General features: G+C 60.5%; 23 protein-coding genes. 15 read left to right on the top strand and 8 right to left on the bottom strand.

Annotation, left to right across the window (positions count from 1 at the left end; translation table 11 throughout):
* The first annotated feature begins 3 nt into the window (after nt 1-3).
* A complete protein-coding gene (locus RRH01S_RS07975) occupies nt 4-816 on the top strand; it encodes a creatininase family protein (RefSeq protein ID WP_037221965.1) in 813 nt (270 codons plus the stop codon).
* A 98-nt stretch (nt 817-914) separates the two neighbouring features.
* Here RRH01S_RS07975 and RRH01S_RS07970 read toward each other — a convergent pair whose 3' ends face one another.
* Nucleotides 915-1,817 carry a LysR family transcriptional regulator gene (locus RRH01S_RS07970; protein WP_234711663.1) on the bottom strand — a complete coding sequence of 301 codons (903 nt, stop codon included), beginning with the start codon at nt 1,815-1,817 and terminating at the stop codon, nt 915-917.
* 156 nt (nt 1,818-1,973) lie between these two features.
* Here RRH01S_RS07970 and RRH01S_RS07965 point away from each other — a divergent pair, with 156 nt between their 5' ends.
* The 14 genes from RRH01S_RS07965 to RRH01S_RS07900 all read left to right on the top strand — a co-directional run bounded on the left by RRH01S_RS07965 (nt 1,974) and on the right by RRH01S_RS07900 (nt 18,923).
* Nucleotides 1,974-2,906, top strand: coding sequence for a 2-hydroxyacid dehydrogenase (locus RRH01S_RS07965; RefSeq protein ID WP_034522420.1), 933 nt, complete (start codon nt 1,974-1,976; stop codon nt 2,904-2,906).
* Between the two features lie 360 nt (nt 2,907-3,266).
* Nucleotides 3,267-4,316 (top strand): ABC transporter substrate-binding protein, encoded by a 1,050-nt coding sequence (locus RRH01S_RS07960; protein WP_007689199.1) that lies wholly within the window; start codon nt 3,267-3,269, stop codon nt 4,314-4,316.
* Between the two features lie 17 nt (nt 4,317-4,333).
* Nucleotides 4,334-5,425: an ABC transporter ATP-binding protein gene (locus tag RRH01S_RS07955; protein ID WP_042470754.1), complete on the top strand. Its 1,092-nt coding sequence runs from the start codon at nt 4,334-4,336 to the stop codon at nt 5,423-5,425.
* Nucleotides 5,422-6,291, top strand: a complete 870-nt coding sequence (locus RRH01S_RS07950) for an ABC transporter permease (RefSeq protein ID WP_034522424.1) — start codon at nt 5,422-5,424, stop codon at nt 6,289-6,291. Before RRH01S_RS07955 ends, RRH01S_RS07950 begins: the two co-directional genes overlap by 4 nt.
* 1 nt (nt 6,292) lies before the next feature.
* Nucleotides 6,293-7,084 (top strand): ABC transporter permease, encoded by a 792-nt coding sequence (locus RRH01S_RS07945; RefSeq protein ID WP_034522426.1) that lies wholly within the window; start codon nt 6,293-6,295, stop codon nt 7,082-7,084.
* 27 nt (nt 7,085-7,111) lie between these two features.
* Nucleotides 7,112-7,780 carry an RraA family protein gene (locus tag RRH01S_RS07940; RefSeq protein ID WP_007689193.1) on the top strand — a complete coding sequence of 223 codons (669 nt, stop codon included), beginning with the start codon at nt 7,112-7,114 and terminating at the stop codon, nt 7,778-7,780.
* A gap of 78 nt (nt 7,781-7,858) precedes the next feature.
* Nucleotides 7,859-9,547 (top strand): gamma-glutamyltransferase, encoded by a 1,689-nt coding sequence (gene ggt / locus RRH01S_RS07935; RefSeq protein ID WP_034522428.1) that lies wholly within the window; start codon nt 7,859-7,861, stop codon nt 9,545-9,547.
* Nucleotides 9,548-9,703: 156 nt separating this feature from the next.
* Nucleotides 9,704-10,438 carry an SDR family NAD(P)-dependent oxidoreductase gene (locus tag RRH01S_RS07930; RefSeq protein ID WP_007689190.1) on the top strand — a complete coding sequence of 245 codons (735 nt, stop codon included), beginning with the start codon at nt 9,704-9,706 and terminating at the stop codon, nt 10,436-10,438.
* A gap of 340 nt (nt 10,439-10,778) precedes the next feature.
* The gene (locus RRH01S_RS07925; RefSeq protein WP_034522430.1) at nt 10,779-12,860 is read left to right on the top strand and encodes a carboxy terminal-processing peptidase; all 2,082 of its coding nucleotides are present in this window, start codon (nt 10,779-10,781) and stop codon (nt 12,858-12,860) included.
* 139 nt (nt 12,861-12,999) lie between these two features.
* Entirely contained in the window at nt 13,000-13,986 is a 987-nt protein-coding gene (locus tag RRH01S_RS07920; protein ID WP_034522431.1) for a BMP family protein, read from the top strand.
* A 12-nt stretch (nt 13,987-13,998) separates the two neighbouring features.
* Nucleotides 13,999-15,423 (top strand): amidase, encoded by a 1,425-nt coding sequence (locus tag RRH01S_RS07915; protein ID WP_034522432.1) that lies wholly within the window; start codon nt 13,999-14,001, stop codon nt 15,421-15,423.
* Complete coding sequence (locus RRH01S_RS07910) at nt 15,420-16,946, top strand: ABC transporter ATP-binding protein (protein WP_034522434.1); 1,527 nt, start codon at nt 15,420-15,422, stop codon at nt 16,944-16,946. The genes RRH01S_RS07915 and RRH01S_RS07910 overlap by 4 nt, the downstream gene beginning before the upstream one ends.
* Entirely contained in the window at nt 16,936-17,985 is a 1,050-nt protein-coding gene (locus RRH01S_RS07905; protein WP_034522436.1) for an ABC transporter permease, read from the top strand. Before RRH01S_RS07910 ends, RRH01S_RS07905 begins: the two co-directional genes overlap by 11 nt.
* Nucleotides 17,982-18,923 carry an ABC transporter permease gene (locus tag RRH01S_RS07900; RefSeq protein WP_037221963.1) on the top strand — a complete coding sequence of 314 codons (942 nt, stop codon included), beginning with the start codon at nt 17,982-17,984 and terminating at the stop codon, nt 18,921-18,923. The genes RRH01S_RS07905 and RRH01S_RS07900 overlap by 4 nt, the downstream gene beginning before the upstream one ends.
* A gap of 49 nt (nt 18,924-18,972) precedes the next feature.
* Here RRH01S_RS07900 and RRH01S_RS07895 read toward each other — a convergent pair whose 3' ends face one another.
* From RRH01S_RS07895 to RRH01S_RS07865, 7 genes are all read right to left on the bottom strand, one after another.
* Complete coding sequence (locus tag RRH01S_RS07895) at nt 18,973-20,370, bottom strand: MmgE/PrpD family protein (protein WP_034522441.1); 1,398 nt, start codon at nt 20,368-20,370, stop codon at nt 18,973-18,975.
* Complete coding sequence (locus RRH01S_RS07890; protein ID WP_042470749.1) at nt 20,367-21,287, bottom strand: aminotransferase class IV; 921 nt, start codon at nt 21,285-21,287, stop codon at nt 20,367-20,369. The genes RRH01S_RS07895 and RRH01S_RS07890 overlap by 4 nt, the downstream gene beginning before the upstream one ends.
* Nucleotides 21,288-21,297: 10 nt before the next feature.
* Nucleotides 21,298-22,080 (bottom strand): amino acid ABC transporter ATP-binding protein, encoded by a 783-nt coding sequence (locus RRH01S_RS07885; protein WP_034522445.1) that lies wholly within the window; start codon nt 22,078-22,080, stop codon nt 21,298-21,300.
* A gap of 1 nt (nt 22,081) precedes the next feature.
* Complete coding sequence (locus tag RRH01S_RS07880; RefSeq protein WP_034522447.1) at nt 22,082-22,750, bottom strand: amino acid ABC transporter permease; 669 nt, start codon at nt 22,748-22,750, stop codon at nt 22,082-22,084.
* A gap of 3 nt (nt 22,751-22,753) precedes the next feature.
* A complete protein-coding gene (locus tag RRH01S_RS07875) occupies nt 22,754-23,425 on the bottom strand; it encodes an amino acid ABC transporter permease (RefSeq protein ID WP_034522449.1) in 672 nt (223 codons plus the stop codon).
* 92 nt (nt 23,426-23,517) lie between these two features.
* The gene (locus RRH01S_RS07870) at nt 23,518-24,390 is read right to left on the bottom strand and encodes a transporter substrate-binding domain-containing protein (RefSeq protein ID WP_012649238.1); all 873 of its coding nucleotides are present in this window, start codon (nt 24,388-24,390) and stop codon (nt 23,518-23,520) included.
* A 135-nt stretch (nt 24,391-24,525) separates the two neighbouring features.
* Entirely contained in the window at nt 24,526-25,128 is a 603-nt protein-coding gene (locus RRH01S_RS07865) for a helix-turn-helix domain-containing protein (RefSeq protein ID WP_012649237.1), read from the bottom strand.
* Nucleotides 25,129-25,347: the final 219 nt, after the last annotated feature.

Here is a 25,347-nt window from a genome sequence, read left to right as displayed (position 1 = left end):
AATATGTTGACCAACAAGATCAAGATCGCCGAACTGACCAGTGAAGAAGCCCGGCAATTCCTGAACGATGACGCCGTCATCTTGCTGCCGATGGGCTCCCTGGAGGATCAGGGCACCCATGCGCCGATGGGCGATTATCTTGCCGCCGAAGCGGTGGCGCTTGACATCGCCCGCGCCGCGCGGGCCGAAGGGGTACCGACTTTCATCGCCCCGGTCATCCCCTTTGGCGGAGCCGACTATTTCGGCTCGTCGCATGGTGGTATCGCCCTCAGCCAATCGACGCTCGCCGCCGTGCTCGACGACATGTTCGCCTGCCTTGCCCGCCACGGGTTGACCAAGGTTCTGGTGATCAATGGCCATGGCGGCAACGTCGGCGCCATCAACGATGTTTCACTGAAATGGCGCCAGACCAACGGCATGTTCGTGGCGTCGATGTATCTCTGGCAGATCAGCTATGAATTGCTGAAGGAAATCCTCGGTCCGGAAGCTGCGGCCAAATCCTCCGGTCATGGCGGTGATCCGCTAACCTCGGTCGGCTTGCATTACTATCCAGAACTTCTGCGCATGGATCTGGCGAAGGCGCCGCCGAAGGACCAGAAGGCCATGGGCGTCGACGTGGCAGGCTTTGCGGCGTTAAAGTATGCCGGTGCCCGCTTGCAGGCGCCGATCGAGGCGATGGAAAGCGCGCCGAACGGCGTATGGGGCGGCGACCCCGTCTATTGCTCGGCTGAAACCGGGGCGGCGCTCACAGCGCGCCTGGTTCAGATCGGCGCGGGCTTCATCCGCGATCACGTCTCAAAGCGTTTTGCCGCCTGAGCCGTCATGGCCAAGAGTGCGGCGCCTGTCGGCGCCGCACTCTTGGGTAGTATCGATATGGACGACGCAACGCGCAGCGATCTGTCTGGCGAATAAACTCAGGTCGCGCGAAAGCTGACATAACGCGGATGGGCGGCAGCCCATTCTTCGGCGGCCTGCCGAGCAAGCTGGAATATTTCTTCGGTCTGCGCCTTGCGCGCCCTGTTCTGGTGCACGCAGCGGATGTCCAATGGTGCCAGTTGGACCGTAGTAGGTATCTCGACCAGCATTCCGGTTACGATTTCCGGCTCAAGCGACACCAGAGGCATCGCCGACGCACCATAACCGGCCCTGACCATCTCGCAGATCGTGGCCAGTGAATTGCCGGTGTGCCGGGAATTTGGCCGTCGCTTCGTTTCTTCGATCAAGTCGGCGACGGGTCCGAACAGTGGCGATGTGTGCGGGTAGAGTACCAGAGGCAGTTCGCGCAGTTCATCGGGCGTCAATGGCCGGGTGATCTCACCCACGACATCCGGGCGCGCCACCCACCCGACATGATAAAGGACGGAAAAACTGTCCGCCATCTGTGGTAGACCGGCTTCACCTGTTACGAAAGCCATATCCAGCGCACCGGATTTGACCATGGGTCGCAGATCGAGATTGGCGCCGGAATAGAAATCCACCAATGGCGGGTCGGGCAGATTGGCAATCTTGTGGCGCAGGGTGATTGCCCAGGTCTGTGTCACCATCGAAACGACGCCAATGGTATAACGTCTTTTTTGCTTCGACTTCAAACGGCTGGTCAGGGTCTCGCTGAGATTGAGAAACGTCTCCGCGTATTCGGCGACCTCATAACCTTGTTCTGTCAGGGTGAAATCGGCCTGCGAGCGATCTATCAAAGGAATACCGAAACTGTCCTCCAGACCCGAGATCCGTGCGGAAACAGCCGGTTGCGTCAAGCCGATATGATCGGCGACGCGCTGATAGCTTTTAAGACGAGTGAGCCAGTAAAAGGCTTCCAACTGTTTGAAATTCATAGTCGAAGCCTAGAGCAAAGCGATGGAAAATCTACATAAAAATTTTCTATGAGACTTACAGGAATTTTTGCTTTGACCTCCGCGCCTGTCCTGCTGTGAATGGAGCTACACTATGATGCATGAGCCAATTGAGGACGCTCCATGAACATTGCCGTTTCCCTGCCCGCCGAAGACAAGACCGAGTGGTGGTGCCAGATGCTCCGTGATTTGATGCCGGATTGGAACATCTATCCAATCAACAAGGTGCCTGATCCTGATGCTGTGACCTACTCGGTGGTCTGGCGCCCAGCGACCGGAGCCATGAAGCCGTTCAAAAACCTGAAGGCAATCGTGTCGCTGGGGGCGGGCATCGACCATGTGTTGGCGGATGAACAACTGCCACTGCACGTCCCGATCATCCGCACGGTCGGGACCGACCTGACGCAGCGGATGAAGGAATATGTAGCCATGCATGTTCTGCGCCACCACCGCGAACTGCCCGCCATTCAGGCAAACCAGGCGCACCAGGTCTGGGAGCAGATTGTAGTGCCTCCCGCCACGCAACGACGCGTCGGCGTGATGGGACTCGGCAATCTGGGTGCGATCGCCGCAGATCTCTTGAAGCAAATTGGCTTTGAGGTCAGCGGCTGGTCGCGATCTCAGAAGGACCTGCCGGGCATAAAATGCTTCTCCGGCGCCGAGGGCTTCGGAGCGTTTCTGGAGGGTACGGAGATCCTTGTCTGCCTATTGCCTTTGACAGAAAGTACCCGTGGCATTCTCAATGCCGACACCTTCAATCGACTGAAACGTGGCGCCAGTATCATCAACGCCGCGCGTGGTCCGCATCTGGTCGATAGCGATCTTCTGGAGGCCCTGAATTCCGGACAGATTAGCAGCGCCACGCTCGACGTGTTCCATGTCGAACCGTTGCCCAAATCGCATCCTTTCTGGACCAACCCGAAGATTACGGTCACGCCGCATGTCGCCTCGCTGATCGACGCGCCGACTGGCAGCAAGATCGTGGCGAAGAACATTCGGACCTTCCACGAGACCGGGACCGTCGCTGATCTTGCGGACGCGAAACGCGGTTACTAACCCGATAGATTTCACTTTGGAAAACTCTCTTCATCCTCCGGCGCCTTCGTGCGACCGGAGGATTTTTGTTTGCTATAATGATTAATTTTCAGGCTCTTAGCCGGAGCATTCGGCTATAAATTTAGCCAGATTTTGCGCAAAATTTTTCTGATGGCAACACTAAGAAAATTCGATTGGACTTTGTCGGTCCGAGATCGTTGCATCGCGGGGCAGTGGATCGTTTGAACCTCCCATCACCTTCTTCGCGACGGATCAGTCGAGCGCTGAAAGGTCTGGCCGATCCGTGCCTCACCGTGCTGCTTGCCATCCTGGCAGCCATTTCGACAACCGGGCCGCTTCACCCGACAGGAGAATTTGTTGATGAGTATCCGTCTTGTTCCTGCCATCATCTTTACTGCGCTGCTCTCTACCACCGCACACGCGCAATCCTCCGATGTCTCGGGCGAGATCACGCTCACCGCTTATTCCGGAATCTTTCAGGACAAGTACAACGAAGCGGTCATCAAACCCTTCCTGGCAAAGTACCCCAACGTGAAGGTGAACTATTTCCCTTCCCCCGCCTCGTCGGCGATGCTGGGCAACCTTCGCTCGCAGGCCGGCGATCCGCAGACGGACGTGGTGATTTTCGACGTCTCTACCTCGCTGATCGGCGACAAGGAAGGCTTGCTCGCGCCGCTGAGCAAGACTGATGTACCGAGCCTTGCTGATCTGGTGCCGCAGGCGATCGTCAAGGAAGGTTATGGCCCGGCGGTAACCTTCGACAACCTCGTCGTGATCTACAACACCGAAGCCTTTCCAACCGCACCGACCTCTCTCCAAGTTCTCTGGGACAAGACGTACGCCGGCAAGATGGCCGTGACTTCGATGCCCTCCATCCTCGGCTCGGGCCTGATGGTGATGACCTCGGCCATGCTGGGAGAAGACTATACCAAGTCCGTCAAGCAATCCGCGGCCAAGCTTGCCGAGATGGCACCGGGGGTCCAGACCTTCGACCCGAAACCTGACGCCTATACCCTGGTCATCAATGGCACCGACGTGCTGGGCACCGGCTGGAATGCGCGCGGCCAGTATTATGCCGATGAATCCAAGGGCAAACTGGGGGTCATGCTGCCAAAGGAAGGCACCATCCTGCAGATCAATACCATCAATCTCGTGCAGGGTTCCAAGAACCCGGTCGCCGCCAAGGCCTTCATCGACTATGCGCTGTCTCCCGAGGCCCAGGCCGCGTTCACGGAAGTGATGTTCTACGCACCGGTGAATGCCAAGGCCAAGGTCAGTGAAGCAGCCACGGCCCGCACTGTGGCAGGCAAGCTCGACAAGACACTGCCACTCGACTGGGGCTGGGCTGCGACAAAATCGGATGAGTGGAACCAGATCTGGAAGCGCCAGATCATCTCGGCCGGCAAGTAAACCAGCAGGACGGACCGATGAAACTCGCCGCATCCCCCGCCCATATCCAGATCGACAAGCTTACCTTCGACTACGGCGGTGAGCGACCGGCAGTGGACTCCTTGTCTTTCGACATAGCAAAGGGCGAGTTTATCGGGCTCCTGGGTCCGTCCGGCTGCGGCAAGTCCACAACGCTGCGGATGTTCGCGGGGCTTCTGACCCCGACTTCCGGACAGATCATCATTGGCGGCGAGAACATCGTGTCGCGGCCTCCTTGGGAGCGCAACCTCGGTCTGGTGTTCCAGTCCTATGCCCTGTTTCCTCATATGACGGTGGCTCAGAACGTTGCCTTTGGCCTGCGCCTGCGTAAAGTCGACAAGGAGGAGACCGCCGCGCGCGTCAAGGAGGCATTGCGCGCGGTGCGGCTCGAAGGGTTCGGTACCCGTCGCCCCGCCGAGCTTTCAGGCGGCCAGCAGCAGCGTGTCGCCATCGCCCGCGCCATTGTCATCGAGCCCGAGATCCTGCTGCTCGACGAGCCTTTGTCAAACCTCGATGCGCGACTGCGCGACGAGATGCGCTTCGAAATCCGCGATATCCAGACACGGACCGGCATCACGACACTATTTGTCACGCATGATCAGCAGGAAGCACTGACCATGTGCGACCGGATTGCGGTGATGAATGGCGGCCGGCTCGAACAGATAGGAACGCCTGTCGAGGTCTACGACAAGGCTGCAACACCCTTCGTGGCGGGTTTCATCGGGCGTGCCAATAGTGTCTCCGCCACACTCAGCCATATGGCGAGTAGGCCGCAGCTGAGCCATAAGGGTCAGTTACTTCCCGCACCACGCGCCGAAGATCTACCCAAAGACGCCGCTGACGGCGCCAAATTTTCCGCCATGATCCGGCCCCACGCCATCCAGCTTGGCAAATCGAATAGCGGCCTGACGGCGCGCGTGATCCGCAGCGTCTTCGTTGGCAGCATTATCGAGGTGGGGCTGGAACTGGCCGGAGGCCAGACATTGGTCGCCGAGCTTCGTCCCGGCAGCGACGAGGCGCAACTCGCGCAACCGGGGGCCGAGGTGGCGCTCAGCTGGCGGTCCACCGATATGCGGATCTTTGCCGCATGAACCGCTTTACCGTTCCTGGCAGCAGCACAAGATTCACGCCATGGCTGCTTCTCAGCCCGGTGCTGATTGTGCTGATCATTTCCTTCATTGCCCCGATCTTGTGGCTGTTCCGCATGTCGTTGAACATTTCTGATTACGGGGCAATTACCAAGGCTGTCAGCCTGCAGACCTACATCGGCATCCTCCGGGATAGCTATTACCTGGACCTTCTGGGTCGAACCCTGCGTGTGTCGATCACCTGCTCCGTGGTAGCACTGCTGCTTGCCTATCCGATGGCGTTGTCGCTCTCGCGGATGACTTCGCGCTGGCGAACGCCGCTGACAGTGCTCGCCGCATCGCCACTGTTGATTTCGGCCGTGGTGCGATCCTTTGGCTGGCTGGTAACTCTCGGAGACGACGGCCCGGTCAACTACCTGCTGCGAATTTCCGGGCTGACAGCGGAGCCGCTGCACATGGTCAATAACTATTCGGGTGTGATCATTGGCCTGTCCGAAAGCATCATGCCCTACATGTTCCTCACCATCGCGGCCGGGCTTGGCAAACTGGACAGACGGCTGGACGACGCAGCCATGTCACTCGGCGCGCCGCCACAGACGGTATTTTGGCAAGTCACCCTGCCGCTCAGCCTGCCGGCGATCCTTGCCGGACTGACGATCGGCTTCGTGCTCTGTGTTTCCTCCTTTATCACGCCATCGCTACTCGGCGGCGGCCGGGTATTCCTACTGGCGACCGAAGTCTACGATCTTGCGCTTGTCTCACTTGATTGGCCGACGGCGGCGGCGCTTTCCTTTCTGATGCTGGCGTTTTTTGTTCTCGCGATGGGGCTGACCGGCCTCCTCCTTCGACTGCTGACCCGGAGGGCGTAGAATGACGAAGTTCCTCTCCTGGTTCTCCCGCACCTATGTCACCCTGGTCTTTTGCATCGTGTTCATGCCGATGGCGATCATCCTCGTCATTTCGTTTAGCGCCGATAGCTATCTCTCCTTCCCGCCCTCGGGCTGGAGCCTGAAATGGTATGGAGCCGTACTGGGCAATGCCAGCTTCATGCAGGGGTTCCGCAACAGTGCGCTGATTGCGATGATTGTCGCCGCCCTCAGCCTCGCGCTTGGACTGCCGGCCGCCTATGCGCTGGTGCGGCTTGATTTTCCGGGCCGCAATCTGATCCGCAGCCTGGTCATCGCGCCGCTGGTCCTGCCAGCCATGATGCTCGGATTGGGGATCCTGATGGTCTTCACCCCGGCCGGCTTGGTCGCCACCTATCCTGGCTTGGTGCTCGCGCATCTCGTCATGACGCTCCCCTTCAGCATCCGCATCCTCCAGACGGCACTCAGCAACCTCGGGACGGATGTCGATGAGGCGGCGATGACGCTCGGCGCCCGACCGTTGCAGGTTTTCATGCAAATTACTCTGCCGCGGCTGACACCCGGCGTGATCGCGTCCAGTGCCATCGCCCTCATTCTGTCCTTCGACGAGATCGTATTGTCGCTCTTTATCGTCGGGCCGCGGCTGCAAACTTTGCCTGTTGCCCTCTACCGCTATGTCGATGAGCGCACTGATCCGATGGTGGCCGTGCTGGCCGTGCTGATGATCGCGCTCTCGCTTGCCATTGTCTTGGTCGTCGAACGCAGCATTGGTTTTGCCAAGGCCTTTGACCGTTAACCTTCACGTCACAGATTGGATCCGAAAATGAGCTATAAAATCAATCCGATGCCAGCACAGATCGCCAAGGAAGACCTCGCTCTTCTGGCTCAGGTCGAAACCGCAACGCTCGGCCATTGGCGGCATTTCGGCTTTCTGAACCGGCAGATCCAGCCACTGATTCCGGGCCGGCGGGTCGTGGGGACCGCCGTCACCATCGCCATCCCTGGCCCTGATTCCACCCTGCTGCACCATCTGTTGAGCCTCATCCGTCCAGGTGACTTCGTCATCGTCGATCGGCTGCATGACGATCGTTATGCCTGCTGGGGCGGTGGCGTGACGGTTGGTGCGAAAGCGGCAGGTGCCGTGGGCGCCGTGGTTGACGGCCCCTGCACCGACCTTGAAGAAATCGTCCAGTCGGATTTCCCGATGTGGTGCCGCGGCATCTCGCCGATCACCACCCGTATCTATGACCTTGGCGGTGCGATCAACGTTCCGGTCTCGGTCGGCAATACCGTGGTCATGCCAGGCGACGCCGTTCTGGCAGACGAAAGCGGTGTGATCGTTCTTTCACCAGATGAAGTGGCATCAGAAGCTCAGAAGGCCATCGACACGCAGATCCGCGGCAAGGCACGCGAAGCGAGCGTTCGCGAAACCGGCGTCAAGCTCGGCGATCTGTCGGGCGCGACTGCTAAAGTTCTGGCAAAACTCCTATGATCCGTGCTCTCTCTAGCCGGAGCGCCGTGCCCCGGTTAATCTGCGGCGACTGCAGTGCCCCTTGAAATGAGATCCAACATGACCCCTGCCCGCCTACCCTTCACCTGCGAAAAATCCCCGGCCAGCGGCGCGGGCGGCATGGTGGTGACCAACCACCCTCTGGGCTCGGCGGCGGGCTTCGAGATGCTGTCGGCAGGCGGCAATGCTGTGGATGCTGCGGTCGCTGCACTGCTGGCACTGACCGTGGTGGAGCCGATGATGGTCGGCATTGCCGGCGGCGGCCTATCGCATCTGCGGCTCGCGGATGGACAACATGTCGTGATCGACGCTCTGTCTTCGGCGGCTGCAACGATGCACCCCGAGATCTATGAACCGGTTTCAGATAAACCGGCGCGTTACATGGACGCCAAGGGGCGACGCAACATCATCGGTGCATCCTCGGTTGCCGTTCCCGGCAATCTGGCGGGCTGGTGCAATATGCAGGCGCGATATGGCAAGCTGCCCTTTGCGGATGTTGTCGAGCCAGCGATCCGACTGGCCTCGCGCGGCTTTGCCGTCACCCATTATCTCTCTGGCGCGATTACCGAGGCCGCCGGTGAGTTGTCCCAGGATGCAGAAGTCGCCCGTATTCTCATGCCCGACGGCAGAGCACCGGCACCGGGCGAGCGCCTCGTCATGGGTGATTATGCCGAAAGCCTGCGGCTGATCCAGCGTGAAGGAGCCGCAGCCCTGCACGGCGGCGCCCTTGGCGCTGCGCTGGCCGCAAGGATGCAGACTGGCGGCGGCGATGCCGGTTGGGTCACGGAAGCCGATCTGCGGGCCTACCGCCCAATCGAGCGCAAGCCGATCATCGGCAGCTATCGCGGGTTCGAGATCGCCGGGCCGCCGCCGCCAGCTTCCTCCGGCGTGCATGTCACCCAGATGCTGAATATGCTCGAAGCCTATGACGTGGCGGGCATGGGCTTTGGCAGCCCCGCTTCCCTGCATCTTCTCGCCGAGGTCATCCGCATCGCCTTTGCCGACCGGCGTGAACACTCGGGCGATCCGGCCTTCGTCGATGTGCCGGTCGAGCGGTTGACCTCGAAGGCCTATGCCGCCGAATGCCGCGCCCAGATCGGTCACTCAGCGAGCCTGCCGGCGACCTATGCGCCGGGCTATGAAAGCCACGACACCACCCATATCACCGTCGCCGATCGCGACGGCAACATCGTCAGCGCCACGCATACGATCAACGGACTCTTCGGCGCGCGACTGGCGGTACCCGGCACCGGCATCATTCCCAACAACTACATGAGCAATTTCGACCCGCATCCCGGCCACGCGCTCTCGGTGGTTCCGGGCAAGCGGGTGCCGACATCCATGGCGCCGATGATCCTGATGAAAGACGGCGCTCCCGTTTTTGCGCTTGGTCTGCCCGGTGGCCTACGAATTTTCCCCTCGGCCATGCAGGCCATCGTCAACCTGATCGATCACAAGATGAGCCTGCAGGAAGCTGTGGAAGCGCCCAGAATCTGGACGCAGGGCCAGGAAGTGGAAATCGAACAGGCCTACGCGCCGCAACAGACGAAGCTCGAAGAACTCGGGCACGATGTCCGAGTGATGCCGCATATCGGCGGCGGGATGAACGCGATCGCCTTTGGCGACACGATGACCGGCGCCGCCTGCTGGCGCGCTGACGGCACTGTGGCCGCGCTCGGTGGTGGCCTCGCCCGTCCTGGCGTGCGGTTCTGGCCGGACAAGGCGCCGGCAAAACCCGTGCAGGGCTGATGAAGCTCAATCCCGTCAACGGTCAGAGTTACAGTTCAAGGGCAGCAAGATAGTCTATTCGCGCCGGCAACTCGAACGCCAATACCTTCATCGACTGATATCGAGTGAAACGTCGTTGAGACATTTGATGCCTACGGCATCCAGAAGAGGCCTACAATGACACAGCGCTACATGCTCTTGACCGGTGCCAGTCGCGGCATTGGACATGCCACGGTAAAGCTATTCCTGGAGAAAGGTTGGCGCGTTCTAACAGTTTCGCGGCAGCCTTTCTCCGAGGAGTGCCGGTGGCCATCGGCCCGTGAAAGCCATATTCAGGCTGATCTGGCCGATCTCACGCAAATCGATCAGCTGGTGGCCGACGTTCGCGACCGCTTGAACGGTGCGGCGCTGCATGCGCTGGTGAACAATGCGGGAATTTCGCCGAAAGGCCCAAATGGCGCGCGCCTCGGTGTCATCGATTCCGATGCGCAGACTTGGACGACGGTCCTCAATGTCAATCTCGTCTCGATCGCCCTGCTCGCGCGGGCATTACTGCCTGAACTGGAGGCCGCGCAGGGATCAATCGTCAATGTGACCTCGATTGCCGGTTCAAGGGTGCATCCCTTTGCCGGTGTCGCCTATGCCGCCTCAAAGGCCGGTCTTGCAGCGCTCACGCGGGAAATCGCCCATGAATTCGGCCCACACGGCGTTCGTGCCAATGCCATCGCGCCGGGCGAGATTGCGACCTCGATCCTGTCTCCCGGCACAGATCTTCTGGTTGAAACTAACGTCCCGATGAAGAGACTTGGCACACCACGGGAAGTCGCCGAAACCATCCACTTTCTATGCAGCGATACGTCCGCCTACATCAATGGTGCAGAGATCCACATCAATGGCGGCCAGCATGTCTAACCCGGCGGAACAGCGTCAACGCCAGCTGCGGCGGCCAAGCATGCACCAACGATCATTCCGCGGGGGCATGCCATGGGGGCGATGTCTTACCATGGTTCTCTTGAATGAACGCCGGATAGTGGCTCTTGACGGGAGCAGAACCGGAGGCCGTTAATTCGAATTTCGGTTTAGGTCTTTCGACGACCTCTGCGGCCAATTGGCCCTCAAATCAATCGTCACACGCGGAGGCGTTCTGGAAATCTTTCCGAACGGAGCGCATCGTCTAGTTGCCAAAAAACCATAATTGTTCCACCAAGATCACACATTAGACAGTCAACCTTGAGAATCGGATCAAAGCTTAATGCGTATACGATATGGTTTCCTCTGCATATTCTTGGCAATTGCACCGTCGGCATATGCTCTGGAAGCCGGCTCGCCACCAGTTTTGACGCCGCTACCGCAACAGGGGCAGGCCGCTCATTTGAGCGCGCAATTTCTGACGCGCTTCCACTATAAGCCCGTTCCGCTGGATGATACCTTGTCGGTCAAGGTCATGAATCGGTTTATCAAGTCTCTGGATCCGGACCGTGTCATCTTCCTGCAGACGGATATCGACACGTTCATGGCCAGCAGCACCAAGATCGATGACGCCATCAATCAGGAAGACTTGAATATCCCATTTTCCATTTTCAACGTTTATGAGCAGCGCGTCGTCGATCGCATGAGCTACGCACGCAGCCTGCTCAGCCAGAAGTTCGACTTCAGTGTGCAGGAAGACTATCCCCTGATCCGCGACAAGGAGCCTTGGCCGAAATCCGAAGCGGAAAGCAATGAGCTGTGGCGCAAACGCGTCAAGAGCGACTGGCTGCGCTTGAAACTGGCGGGCAAGACTGACGCTGCTATTCGCGATACGCTCGACAAACGTTACAAAAACTCCCTCGATCGTGCCTACAAGTATAAGAGCGACGATGTGTTCCAGTCGTTCATGGATGCCTACACAACGTCGGTTGACCCGCATACCGATTATTTCGGCGCGACCGCTTCGGCTGAATTCGATATTTCCATGAAGCTTTCACTGGTTGGTATCGGCGCGGTATTGCAGGAAAGAGATGACTACACGACGATCCGTGAACTCGTGCCCGGTGGCCCGGCGCAATTGTCCGGCAAGCTTGCAGTCGGTGACCGCATTACCGGTGTCGGTCAAGACGAAAGCGGCCCGATAAAGGAAGTGGTCGGTACGCGCCTTGATGAAATCGTGCAAATGATCCGCGGCGCGAAGGGGTCTGTCGTGCGCCTGGACATCTTGCCGGCCGATGCCGGACCGGATGGCAAACATCGCCTCATCAGCCTGGTGCGCGATAAGATCAGTCTCGAAAAGCAGGCCGCCCAGAAGACCATCCTGTCAGTCAAGGATGGCGACGCCACACGCAAAATCGGCGTGATTACTCTGCCGGCGTTTTATGAGGACTTCGAAGCACGGCGAAAAGGCGACAAGGATTACAGAAGCGCAAGCCGCGACGTCGCCAAGCTTCTCACCGAGCTGAAGCAAGACAAGGTCGACGGCGTTCTGATCGACTTGCGCAACAATGGCGGCGGTTCGCTCTCCGAAGCGATCGATTTGACGGGCCTGTTCGTTGGCAAAGGTCCGGTGGTTCAGCAGCGCGATGCGGACGGCAAGGTCGACGTAGAAAGCGATGATCTTCCGACGCCTGCCTGGACTGGTCCGGTTGGCGTGTTGATCAATCGCGGCTCGGCATCGGCCTCCGAGATTTTTGCCGCAGCGATTCAAGACTATGGTCGAGGAGTCATTGTCGGCGAACCCAGCTTTGGCAAAGGCACCGTGCAGACTGTGGTCAATCTTGACCAGGTGGCCCGCAACAGCAAGCCGAAATTCGGCGAGCTGAAATTGACGGTTGCGCAGTTTTTCCGTGTCAATGGCGGGACGACACAGCTACGCGGCGTGACGCCTGACATCAGCCTGCCGGGCCTTTCGGACCCTAAGACCTTTGGTGAGGCAAGCTATGACAATGCTCTGCCGTGGACTGAGGTCAAACCAGCAAACTATAAGGCCGATGGCACTATAAAGGCATTGCTGCCGCAACTGCAAAGCCGCCACGATGCCCGGGTGCAGAACGATCCGGATTTCCGACGCTTTGTAGAAGACATTGCCGTACTGAAGGCACAGCGCGAAAAACGGGTTATCTCCCTCAATGAAACCGAACGTCGCAATGAAATGGCCGCTCAGGTAAATCGCCTCAAGTCGCGCGAGAAAATAGACGATGGTGTGGATACCGGCGGAGATGATGGCCTGCAGGCAAACGAGCGCAGCCTGAGTGCTGACATTGCTCTTGAAAAGGCCCGCAAGAACGCAAAAGACGTCCTCTTGAACGAGGCCGCCTCCATTCTTGCCGACGAGGCAGATCTACAGGCAGGTACTCGCTGAAGATTTGGGTCGCGGCCGTCGCGAGGAAAAGGCCAGCCCAACACCAAAACGCACATTCTTTAAGCCACTCGATTGCTTGACACTTTTTTAGTCGACCCATAGACTTTTGACCAAATGATCAAAAACGTGGGAACAGACAATGACACATGACATCATGCTATCGCGCCGTGCGGTGATCGCGTCGGGCATCGCTCTTGGTGTGAGCGCGCTTGCGCCCGCCGCTCGCGCCGCCGCACCGCTGAAAGTGGCCGGCATTCATGCTTCACCGGTTGAGAATGCGTGGAACTCCTGTCTGCACAAGGCACTTCAGGATGCGGCTAAGGAAGGCGTGATCGAGTATGTGTTCTCCGAGGGCGTATCGGGCACCGACTATCCCCGCGCCATGCGCGAATATGCCGAACAGGGCAACAAGCTGATTATCGGCGAAGCCTATGCGGTGGAAAAGGAAGCGCGACAGGTGGCCGCCGATTATCCGGACACCGCCTTCGTGCTCGGCTCCAGTGGCGAGGCCGCCGGCGGCAATTTCGGCGTGTTCGGCACCTGGAACCATGACGGCGCCTATCTCGCCGGCATGCTCGCCGGCAAGATGACCAAATCGAACGTCGTCGGCTCGGTCGGCGCGATCCCGATCCCGGAAGTCAACATGCTGATCAATGCGTTTGCAGCCGGCGTCAAGGCGGTCAATCCCGACTGCAAGCATCTCGTCTCCTTCATCGGCACCTTCTTCGACCCGCCGAAGGCGCGCGAGGCGGGCCTGGCGCAGATCGATGCCGGCGCCGACATCCTGTTCGGCGAACGCATCGGCACGGCGGATGCCGCCAAGGAGCGCAAAATCAAGTCAATCGGCTCGTTGATCGACTACACGCCGCGCTACCCGGACACGGTGTTTGCCAATGCCATGTGGTATTTCCGTCCCATCCTCAATGCGGCCATCGCCGACGTCGCCGCCGGCAAGCCCGTCGGGCGCAATTACACGGCCTACGGCCTGATGAAGGATGGCGGCAGCGACATCGTCTATGTGAAGGGCGTGGCACCGGCGGACGCCGAAGCGGCGATGGAAAAGGTCCGCGCCGACATCAAGGCCGGCACCTTCGAGGTTCCCAAGGTGATGGAGCAGCCGAAGTAATCCGGCGCGACCATGCCCAGTCCCCTATCCGCCGATGCCACCGACCTGGCCGGCGCCGTCAAGGCCGGAAAACTCACCTGCGTGGACGCCATGCAGGCCGCTCTTTCCGCTAGCGAACAGCAGGCTTCTCTTGGCGCGATAGCTCATCTCGACGCCGGGATGGGCCTTGCCTCCGCTAAGGCCTTGGATCAGGAACGATCGCAGCATCCGGACCGCTTTGCCGCCCGGCCTTTCGCAGGTGTGCCGACGCTCGCCAAGGATCTCGGCGGCCCCTTCACGGGGCTGCCGGTGACGGCTGGCTCGCGTCTTTTCAAACGCGAGGGCGGTGAGGCGGATAGCGATCTTGCAAAACGGTTCCGCGAGGCAGGCTTCTGCCTGTTCGGGCTGACCACCAGCCCGGAGTTCGGCTTCTCCCTGGCATCCGAGCCCGCGATCGGCCCGATCTGCCACAATCCGCTGGACTCTGCCCGCACCGCCGGCGGTTCATCGGGCGGCGCGGCGGCGGCCGTGGCGGCAGGCATCGTAGCACTTGCCCACGCCACGGATGCAGGCGGCTCGATCCGTGTACCGGCCGCTTGCTGCGGCCTTGTCGGCCTGAAGCCGACGCGCGGGGCCATACCGGCCGGCCCATCCTTCGGCAACCATCTCGGCGGCATTGCCAGCGAGCTTGCGGTGACGCGCTCGGTGCGCGACGCCAGCAGGCTTCTTGAGGCCTTCACCGGTAAAACCAAGGGGCCTTTTGCGGATATCGAGCGAATCGCAGCGCAAGCGGGATCACTGCGGATCGGCCTGCTTGCCGACACAGGCACACGCCATTCCACCATGCCCGAACGGCAGCAAGTCGTCGAAGCCGCAGCACGCTTGCTCGAAACACAGGGACATCAAATCATCCCGCTCGCCTGGGGCGATGTCGAACAGCCGGTCTTGGCCAGCGGACGCGCCTTTGGCGATATCATCTCCGTCAACATCGCCGCCCTGGTGGATAGCCTCGATCTCGACATGCAGGCTGCCGAAACGTTGACACAGGCTTTCATCCTGCGCGGACACGCCATGTCGGCAACGGCGCTCTGGGATGCACTCAACGGCGCGGTGCAGGCGAGCCGCAGCCTGTGGACCCTCTTCGACAAGGTCGATATTCTGCTGACGCCGATGCTTGCCTCGCCGCCGCCGTTGATCGGATCCTTTCCCACCGATCATTCCGATACGGACCTGCATCTCGACCGCATGACGGCTTTCGCGCCGCTTGCCTCGCTTGCCAATATCTCCGGCTTTCCGGCCCTGACGCTGTCCTTCGGTGCCGATGCCGACGGCCTGCCCTTGCCCGTCCAGATCATGGCGCCGATGGGCAAGGATGCCCTTCTACTGTCTCTTGCCGCCCGGCTCGAGGCGGACGGACGCTGGCAGCATCGTTACCCGATCGCTGGGCTCGCGGCATGACTGGACCGGTCCTTGAAATAGACAGCGTCAGCAAACGGTTCGGCGACATCGTCGCCAATGACGATATCTCGCTCACGCTTGCCAAAGGTGAGATCGTGGCGCTGCTCGGCGAAAACGGCGCCGGCAAGACGACACTGATGAGCATCCTCTTTGGCCATTACGTGTCTGATACCGGGCGGATCCTGATCGACGGCACCGAACTGCCGCATGGCAAGCCGCGCGCGGCGATCAGCGCCGGCGTCGGCATGGTGCACCAGCATTTTTCCCTCGCGCCCAATCTGACAGTGCTCGAAAACGTCATGACCGGCACCGAAAAGCTCTGGTCGTGGCGGTCGCACACTGCCGCCGCGCGCAGGAAGCTGCTGGCACTCTCCGAGCGTTTTGGCCTGAAGGTCGATCCCGATGCCCGGCTCGGAGACCTTTCCGTCGGCGAACAGCAGCGCGTGGAAATCCTCAAGGCGCTTTATAACGACGCCCGTATCCTGATCCTCGACGAACCGACCGCCGTGCTCACCAATATCGAGGCGGAACGCCTGTTTGCGACACTCAAGGAAATGGCCCGCCAGGGTCTGTCGCTGATCTTCATTTCCCACAAGCTCGACGAGGTGATGGCCGCAGCCGACCGCATCGTCGTGCTGCGCGGCGGCAGGAAAGTGGCCGAACGCGAGGCGTCGCGGACCGACAAGGCGGAACTTGCCGAGTTGATGGTCGGGCATCGGGTGACCCGCCCAGTCCGCGAGCCGGGCACGCCGGGCGAGATCACGCTTGAAGCGCGCGACGTGACGGTGAGTATTGGCGGCGTCGAGCGACTGAAGAAAGTCAGCTTCAGCCTGCGTGCCGGCGAAATTCTCGGCATCATCGGCGTCTCGGGCAACGGCCAGACAGCACTCGCGCAGATACTCTCCGGCACGCTTGCCCGCACATCGGGCGAGCTTCTCTTCTTCGGCAAGCCCATGGGTAATCCCGACGTCGCTGAAATCGTGGGGGCAGGCATTGGCCGCATCCCCGAAGACCGCAACAAGGAAGGTGCGATCGGCGAAATGGCGATTTGGGAAAACGCCGTGCTGGAACGCCTTTCCTCCTTCTCGAAGAACGGGCTGGTCGACCGGAAGGCCGGCGTCGCTTTCGCGCAGGAAATCATCGCCGAGTTCGACGTGCGGGGCGGTGCTCCGACAAGCCGCACCCGACTGCTGTCGGGCGGCAACATGCAGAAGCTCATTCTCGGTCGCAACCTCCATCAGCGCCCGAAAATCCTCATCGCCGCGCAGCCGGCGCGCGGGCTGGACGAAGGCGCGGTGGCCGCCGTTCACGCCCGCATTCTGGAGGCGCGGCGAAAGGGAACGGCGGTACTTTTGATTTCGGAGGATCTCGATGAGGTCATTGCCTTGGCGGACCGTATCCAGGCGATCGTCGGTGGCAGGCTGTCCCCGCCGATCGAGGCCGAGGAGGCTGATGCCCGCATGCTGGGCCTGATGATGGCCGGAGAATGGTCGAAAACGCCGGAGACCATCCATGCGGTTTGAACGTCGCGAGCATCGCCCGCTCTACCTGATAATCCTGACACCGTCGCTCGCTGTCGTCGCTGCGCTGGCGCTAGCCGGTATATTGATCGCGATTGCCGGCGCGCCCGTTCTCGAGGCCTACCGACGCATCCTGATCGGCGCCTTCGGCTCGCGGCTTTCGGCAACGGAAACGCTGACGCGCGCCACGCCGCTGATGCTGACGGGGCTTGCCGCTGCCGTCGCCTTCCGCGCCCGGCTCTGGAACATCGGCGCCGAGGGACAGTTCTATCTCGGCGCGATTGCCGTCGCCGCCTTCGGCTCGAACATGCTGGCCGGATTGCCGGCGCCGATCCTGATCCCGCTGCTGCTCGTCATCGGCGCCGTCGCCGGGATGGTGCTGATCCTGATCCCGCTCTGGCTGAGATTGCGTTTCTCCGTCGACGAGGTGGTGACCAGCCTGATACTGAATTTTATCGCCGTGCTCTTCGTCTCCATGCTGATCGACGGTGTGCTGAAGGATCCCACGGCCTTCGGATGGCCGCAGTCTCAGGCGGTCGTCGATCACGCCATGCTGCCGAAGCTGATCGCTCGCTCGCGGCTGCATGTCGGCTTTTTGATCGCCATTGCCCTGGCTGTCGTCGTCTATTTCGTCCAGTCGCGCACCGTCTTCGGCATGCGGTCGCGCGCCGCCGGCCTCAACCCTTCCGGCGCGGCCTTCGCTGGCGTGCGGCTCGGCGGCACGCTCGTCAAGGTCGCCTGCCTTTCAGGCGGTCTTGCCGGGCTTGCCGGCGCGGTCGAGGTGATGGGCGTCAAGGGCTATGTGACTACCGACCTGTCACCCGGCTTCGGCTATGCCGGCATCGTCGTTGCCATGCTCGCCAATCTCAATCCGCTCGGTGTGGTGCTGGCCGCCATCTTCACGGCTACCATGTTTGTCGGCGCCGACGGCATGAGCCGCAGCCTCAGCATCCCGACCTATATCGCCGATGTCACCGTGGCCCTATCACTGCTCACCATGCTGATCGCGGTGTTCTTCACGCAATACAGGATCCGCCGATGAGCGCGCTGTTCGACATCATCGCCTCCGCCGGGCTTTGGGCCGCCGTGCTGCGCATCGCGACACCACTGATCTTCGGCACGCTGGGAGCCCTGCTTTGCGAGCGCGCGGGCGTGCTCAATCTCGGCATCGAGGGCATCATGACCTTCGGCGCGATGATCGGCTGGCTGTCGGTCTATCATGGCGCCGATCTGTGGACCGGCCTTCTGATCGCGGCGATCGCCGGCGGCGTCCTCGGCCTGCTGCATTCGGGGCTGACGGTGACACTCGGCCTGTCGCAGCATGTCTCCGGTCTTGGCGTGACGCTGTTCGCCTCGAGTTTCAGCTATTATGTCTTCCGGCTGGTCGTGCCGGTCACCGGAACGCCGCCGACCATCGTGCCATTCCAGCCGATCAGCATTCCCGGCCTGTCGACCCTGCCCTTCATCGGCCCCGCTTTCTTCACGCAGACCGCGCCGACCTATCTGGCGATCCTGGTGGCGCTGCTCATGGCCTATGTCGTCTTTCGCACGCCAATTGGGCTTGCAATCCGCATGACCGGCGAGAACCCGCATGCCGCCGAAGCGCAGGGCGTCAACCCGATGAAGGTGCGCTACGGTGCCGTGATTGCCGGCAGCGCGCTGATGGGCATGGGCGGCGCCTTCCTGACGCTTTCAGCCTTCAACAGTTTCTTCCCCACCATGGTGCAGGGCCGCGGCTGGATCTGCATCGCCCTCGTCGTCTTTTCCTCCTGGCGACCGGGCCGGGCGCTGTTCGGCGCCCTGCTCTTCGCCTTCTTCGACGCCTTCCAGCTCCGCCTGCAGACGGCGGTGCAAGGCGTGCCCTACCAGATCTTCCTGATGACGCCCTACATTCTCTCCATCGTCGCGCTGGCCGTCATGAGCCGCCGCGCCCGGGTGCCGCAGGCACTGATGCAACCCTATCGGCGCGGCGAGAGATAACTCCGACAGGCATCACAGCGACAAGATGGATGGGAGCCGTGTTATTCGGTCAGTTCGCCGTCACACCAAGCCACAGCAGTGCTGCCATATCCCCGATGCGATCAAGGCCGAAAAGTCCTTCGAGCAACTTTTGCGACGCTTCGGTGCCAATGACCGGAACGACATTCGCTTCGAATTTTTCGAGTATGAAATCATCCGATACCGGGTTCAAAGGGCTGCCGGGTGCGAACTGGACAAGTGGGGAGGCCAGATGCCTACCGTCCTTTGTCCGGATGCTCACGCGGCCGGTGGGACGGCGGATGCTGTCGAGCAGACGATCGGCCTCGTCATCGATCTCCGCCTCGACCCTGGAGGAAAACGCCTTGAGATCGGCGTGCGTCATGGTCTCCGGCTCGTACCAGCGCGCGGCGGGCGCGATGTCGAGCGCCATGGCGGCGAGGGCGTAGGGAAAGGAGAATTGCGCATCCACCATGGTCGTGGGCGCGCGATCCATGAAATCGCGGATCAGCGCTGACGCCGTATGGACGGTCACCGTCTGGATGTCCCCGGCCCGAAGCCCGTGCTCCCGCTTGAGCTCCTGAAACGCCGAGAGCGTCGTCTGCATCCAGCGGCAGGTTGGAAATGCCTTGATCGTGTTGCCCGACAGGCTCCAATCGTCGCCAAGCCCACCGACCAATATCTCTTCGTCGAAACGGTCCGATCCAAGCATCCGCCACAGTCCGCTCGTCCCGTCGAGAACCGCCTTTGCGCCGACAAGGCCGCAGGCGTCGAGTTCGACGGCACGCACACCGGTTTCGGCGGCCGGGGCATTGAAGTCTTTAAAGGAAACAAGCGGCCGGCTTTCCCAGTTGTATTTCTTCAGGCTGGGGACATTGGCCAAGGTACCGGCAAAGCCGATTGCATTTTCGAGCGCGTCCCGCCCGAGCCCCTTCTGCTTGCCATAGGCGATGGCGGCGCCGACCGTCTGATGCTGGCAGACGCCGTAGACCTCGCGAAAACGCTCCATGCTCGGCTGTATCGCCTGGATCAGCCGGTTGTTGATCTCGTAGCCCGCAACGACCGCCGTCAGGAAATCGCGGCCCGAGATCACCGCCAGGAATGGCGCTGCGATTGCCGCCGCAACGATGGTCGCGCCCGGATGGCCCATGCCCTTACCGTCGACTTCCAGCCCGTCGTCGAAATCAAGCGCATTCATCGCGGCCGAATTGCCGAAAGCGGATGTGGCAGGCCCGAATGCGAGCGGCGTGCCGAGAATTGGGCAGACCCCTTCCTTCGCCTCGCTGGCCAGAAACGACAGCACCCGGCGGGAAAGATCGCTCGCCGCACCGGCGATCCCACAGCCGATGCTGTCGATGATGTGCAGGCTTGCCTTGTGCCGGACGGCTTGCGGAATATCGTCATAACGCAACGTCTCGGCGAAAGCGGCGATCCGGCTGGTGAGCGTCATTTCGGCGCCTCTCCGAAAAACGCCTGGTCGTAGATCGCCGACAGGCGGCTCGTGAGCGTTCCCGGTAGGCTCTCGCCAAGACTGCGGCCATCCACTGAGCGAACGGGCGTGACACCGCCGAACGTGCCGGTCACGAAAGCCTCTTCGGCATTGTAGACTTCGGCCAGCGTGAAATCCGTCTCGCGGCAGGCAATCCCTTGTTCCGCGCATAGCCTGATGACCTTCGCCCGGGTGATGCCCTTGAAGCAGAAGCGCCCGCTGGATGTCAGCACCTCGCTATCGCGTACGATGAAGAAATTCGTCGAGTTGCAGCTCGCGACGAACCCGGCGGGATCGAGCATCAGTGCCTCGTGGGCACCGGCCGCAATCGCCTGCAGCAACGGTTGAATGAAATTCAGGCGACTGTGCGAATTGAGCCTGAGATCGAAGGAATCGGGTCCTGACGACCGAAATGTGGAGGTGAAGAGCTTGATGCCCTGCTTCTTGATCTCGGGATCCGGCTTTTTGAACTCGGCGGTAATCGCGATCGTCGCCTTGCCAAGCGCATTGCGTGGGTCCTGATGCACGGTGCGCTTTTCGCCCCGCGTCACCATCAGGCGCAGATGACCACCATCCTCGATGCCGTTCGCCGCGCAGACTTCCTCGAGCGCCGCCCGCATTTCGCTTGGCGTCAAGCCTATATCAATCGCGATGGTGCGGGCGCCTTCGTAAAGGCGCTTCAGATGTTCTTCGACGAACACGAGCTTGCCCTTGGCAAGCCGGATGCCTTCCCAGACGCCATCACCAAGTCCGAAGCCGGCGTCGAAGATCGACACCACGGCATCGACGCGTTTGACGAGCCGGCCATTCAGCCATATCCACAGATCCTCGTTGCGGGGGTCCTCGACCGGCGTCTGCGCACCCTTGTCTTCTGTCATTGGCCTGCCTTTAGAAATGGAAGGACGAGAAGCGCGCCAGGAAAGTCTTCGTACGCTCCTGCTGCGGATTTTTCAGCACCTCGTCCGGCGTACCCTCTTCGTGGATAAGACCGTCATGCAGGAATAGCACGCGTGTCGCGAAGTGATAGGCGAAACCGAGCTCATGCGTGACCAGAAGCATGGTCCGGCCTTCTTTGGAGAGGTCGAGGATGACATCGAGCACTTCGCCGACCAATTCCGGGTCCAGAGATGATGTCGGCTCGTCGAAAAGAAGGATTTCCGGTTCCATCGCCAGTGCCCGGGCAATCGCGACGCGCTGCTGCTGGCCGCCGGACAGTCGTGCTGGATACTGATCCGCCTTTTCGGCAAGACCGACGCGGGCAAGATAATCCCTCGCCTTGGCCCTAGCGTCGGCGCGGCTCCTGCCGTGCACCGAGATCAGGCCTTCCATGACGTTTTCGAGCGCGGTCATGTGGGGAAACAGATTGAACTGCTGGAAGATCATGCCGACGCGGGTGCGAAGGGCACAAAGCTCCTTTTCCGATGCAACGATCTGGCCGGCCTTTCCCTGCTTGCCGACCGGCACGCCGTCGAGACTGATGCGACCCACGCTTGGCGTTTCCATGAAGTTGATGCAGCGCAGGAAGGTGCTTTTGCCCGAGCCGCTGGAGCCCAGAATGGCAATGCGCTCGCCCGGTTTCACCTTGAGATCCATACCCTTCAGAACCTCATTGGGTCCGAAACTCTTGCGCAAGCCTTCGACGCTAAGGACCGTTTCTTCGTTCAAGGCCATGTCAGGTTCCTCGTGAGTTCAATCGACGCTCCAGCCCATAGGCTGCAAGCGTGCCTGGATAGATCACCAGGAAATAGATGACCGCCACGACCGAGAAGGTTTCCAGCGGCAGGAATGACTGGGTACTTAGCATCTTCGCCTCGTACATCAGTTCCTGAACGGTGATGACGGAGGCGATAGACGTCATCTTGGCAAGTTCGACGCCGCGATTGGTGAAGGCCGGGATCATACGGCGGGCGGCCTGCGGCAGGATGATGCGAGCAAGCGTGCGCCTTGTCGTCATGCCGAGCGCGCTTGCCGCTTCCCATTGTCCGGAAGCGACCGATTGCAGGCCGGCGCGCCAGATCTCGGCGCAATAGGCCGACGTATTGAGAAACAGGCCAAGAGCCGCAGCGGTAAACGAGCTCATCTGCCAACCGGTGAGGACCGGAAAGGCATAATAAAACCAGATGAGCTGCACCAGAGTCGGTGTGTTGCGGAACACCTCGATATAGCCGGTGGCGAGCCAGTTGATCCATTTGACCGTCGAGGCGCGGGCGAGCCCCAGAAACAGCCCGGCCACCAGCGCACCGGAAAAAGCCAGCGCCCACAGCGTCAGGGTCAGCCGGATACCGCGCAACAGCAGATCGCTATTGGCGAGGACTTCGCCGAACTGGAACTGATAGTCCATGGTCTACCTCTTGTGATATCGCGCAAGACGCGCTTCGACAGCGCGCATGCCGAGGCTTGCGACGAACAGCACGCTGAAAAACAGGACGGCGACGGTCGTATAGGTTTCCAGCGGCCGATAGGTCTGCGACGTCACCACCATCGCCTGATAGACGAGATCACCATAGGCGAGCGTGGCGGCGAGCGACGTCGTCTTCACCAGCTCGAACGAGCGCTCCATCAGCGGTGGGATCATACGGCGCAGTGCCTGGGGCAGGATGATCCGGCGCATGATCCTGCCGCCGCGCATGCCAAGCGCACGCGCGGCTTCCCACTGGCCACGCTCGATCGAGATAATGCCGCCCCGGAAAACCTCGGCGAAAAAGGCGCCCGACTGGATGGAGAGTGCGATCCAGGCTGCCACGAACGGATCGAGACTGACGCCGATGAGGATTGGCAGCCCGTAGAAATACCAAAAGAAATGCACCAGCGGTGGTGTATTGCGATAGAATTCGATGATCGCCGTGCCAACAATCGAGATCGGCTTGTTCGACGAAAGCCGCATCAGCACCAGGACGATGCCGAAACACAGCCCGGCAACGATCGATGCCGCCGACAGGAGCAGCGTATTGCCGAGCCCTTCGAGCAGCAGCTCCGCATTCATGCGGATGGGCGTAAAATCCCAGGTATAGTTCATGATGATCTCCGCACCTTGTCGATGCGCGGCCGAGGATAGAAAAAGCCATGAAAAAGAGAGGCGGGCTTGTGGCCCGCCTTTCCGATTTTTCCTCAGGCCTTGGTCCAGCGCTCGCGCATGATGGCCGGGACCTTGGAGGCATCGATACCGCGATAGGTCAGATACTCATCAAAGATCTTCTGCGTCTGGCCGGTCTGGTAGAGATAATCCATCGAAAGACCGAGCCAGTCGCGCCACGACTTGTCGGCCTGATTGGGAACGCCAGCGCTCGAAGGCGACTGACGGATCGGCTCGGGCAGAACGATCGAGCCGCGCTTGACCTTGGACTGCAGCATGACGAGCGCCGGATGGAACAGTGAAATTGCGTCCATTCGGCCGGCAACGAAAGCCGCACCCGTCTCGTCGGCGCTGGGGAAGCGTTCGATGGTCGCCTTTGGAAGACGAACGGTGATATCGCGGTCCGGAGACGTGCCGAGAACAACGCCGATCTTGAACTCCGGCTTGTTCATCTCCTCCCATGTCGTGACGGTGACACCGTCCTTGAGGAGAACGCCCTGCGCGTAGTAGAACATCGGCTGGACCGGAAAATCGGCAGCAAGCGCCCGCTGCGGCGTCGCATCCATCGTGAACATCACGTCGAACTGGCCGGCCTGAAGGCCTGCGATCGCGGTGCCCCATGTGGTTTCCACCGGGGTCGCCTTGATGCCCAGTTCCTTGGCGAGCGCCACACCGACGCCCCAGCCGAGACCATACCATTCGCCGCTGCGCTGATCCTTGTAGAACCAAGGCTCGCCCGGCGCCACGGCGATGCGAAGTTCGCCACGATCACGGATAGCCTGAAGCGTGCCAGGCGCACTTGCCGTCTGCGCGACAGCTGCAGTCGCGCCACCAACGAGAACAGCGGCACCACCGCCCAATGCCGCGGCCGTCAGAAACGCGCGGCGACCAGTAACGTCTTCGGTCATGTCTTTTCCCTGATTACAGTCGGATAGCGATCCGCGAATGATAATAATAGTTTCTGTAAGGAATTTTTATTTCTTATACGGATATTCAATACTTACATTTTCGATGTGTCAAGCGCGTGGCACGCGCATTATTGGCTAGGACAGCCCGAGAACTTCGTTGCTGGAGCAGACCCAGAATAGTTCGGCATCGCCGTCGCCAGCAGCAAGGCAGGCATGCCCCATGGTGCTGTCGAAATAGGCGCAGTCGCCCTCTTCCAGAACAAGCGGCTCATAGAACTCGGTCCGCAACTCGACGCGGCCGCTGAGCACGACAACTATTTCCTCGCCGACATGGGCGATGAGCTTGCCGAAGTCACGAATCTCGTGGGCCTTGAGCGTTGCCTTCAACGGCATCATCTTCTTGCCGATGAGATCGGTGCAGAGCATCTCGTAAATATACTGTTTCGTATTGATAATTTTGCCCTGACCCTTACGGGTGAACGACCGGCGGCCGCGCGGCATTTGTTTGCTGGGATCGGAGAAAAGCTCCGAAATATCCACCCCCAGCCCTCGTGCGAGCTTGATGATGTTCTCGTAGGTCGGCGAAAGCTGATTGTTCTCGATCTTGGAAATGGCCGAAGCGGACATTCCCGAGCGCAGCGACACTTCCTTGATGGTCATGTCGATATTGGCCCGCAGTGCCCGCACGCGCTTGCCGAGATCCATTTCGTCACGCTCTTCCGTCGCGGTATCCAGCATGTTCACCTCCCTGCTTGCGCGAAACTTTATCGGCATTCAACTTGGTTTCCTATAGGAATTATATAACCCTATAGGAAAAACGTAGAGCGATAAAGATGCGGATGCTGGGCGTCGAAGACGGTCGCAATGCTCTCTGACGCATCTTCCGTTTGCAGCGGGCCACGGCCGATATGGATCCCAATAGCGCCACGATCTTTGAACCGCCAGGAAGCGCGATTA

Source organism: Rhizobium rhizogenes NBRC 13257, assembly GCF_000696095.1.
Taxonomy (GTDB): domain Bacteria; phylum Pseudomonadota; class Alphaproteobacteria; order Rhizobiales; family Rhizobiaceae; genus Rhizobium; species Rhizobium rhizogenes.
This window is presented reverse-complemented; position numbering and strand designations above follow the sequence as displayed.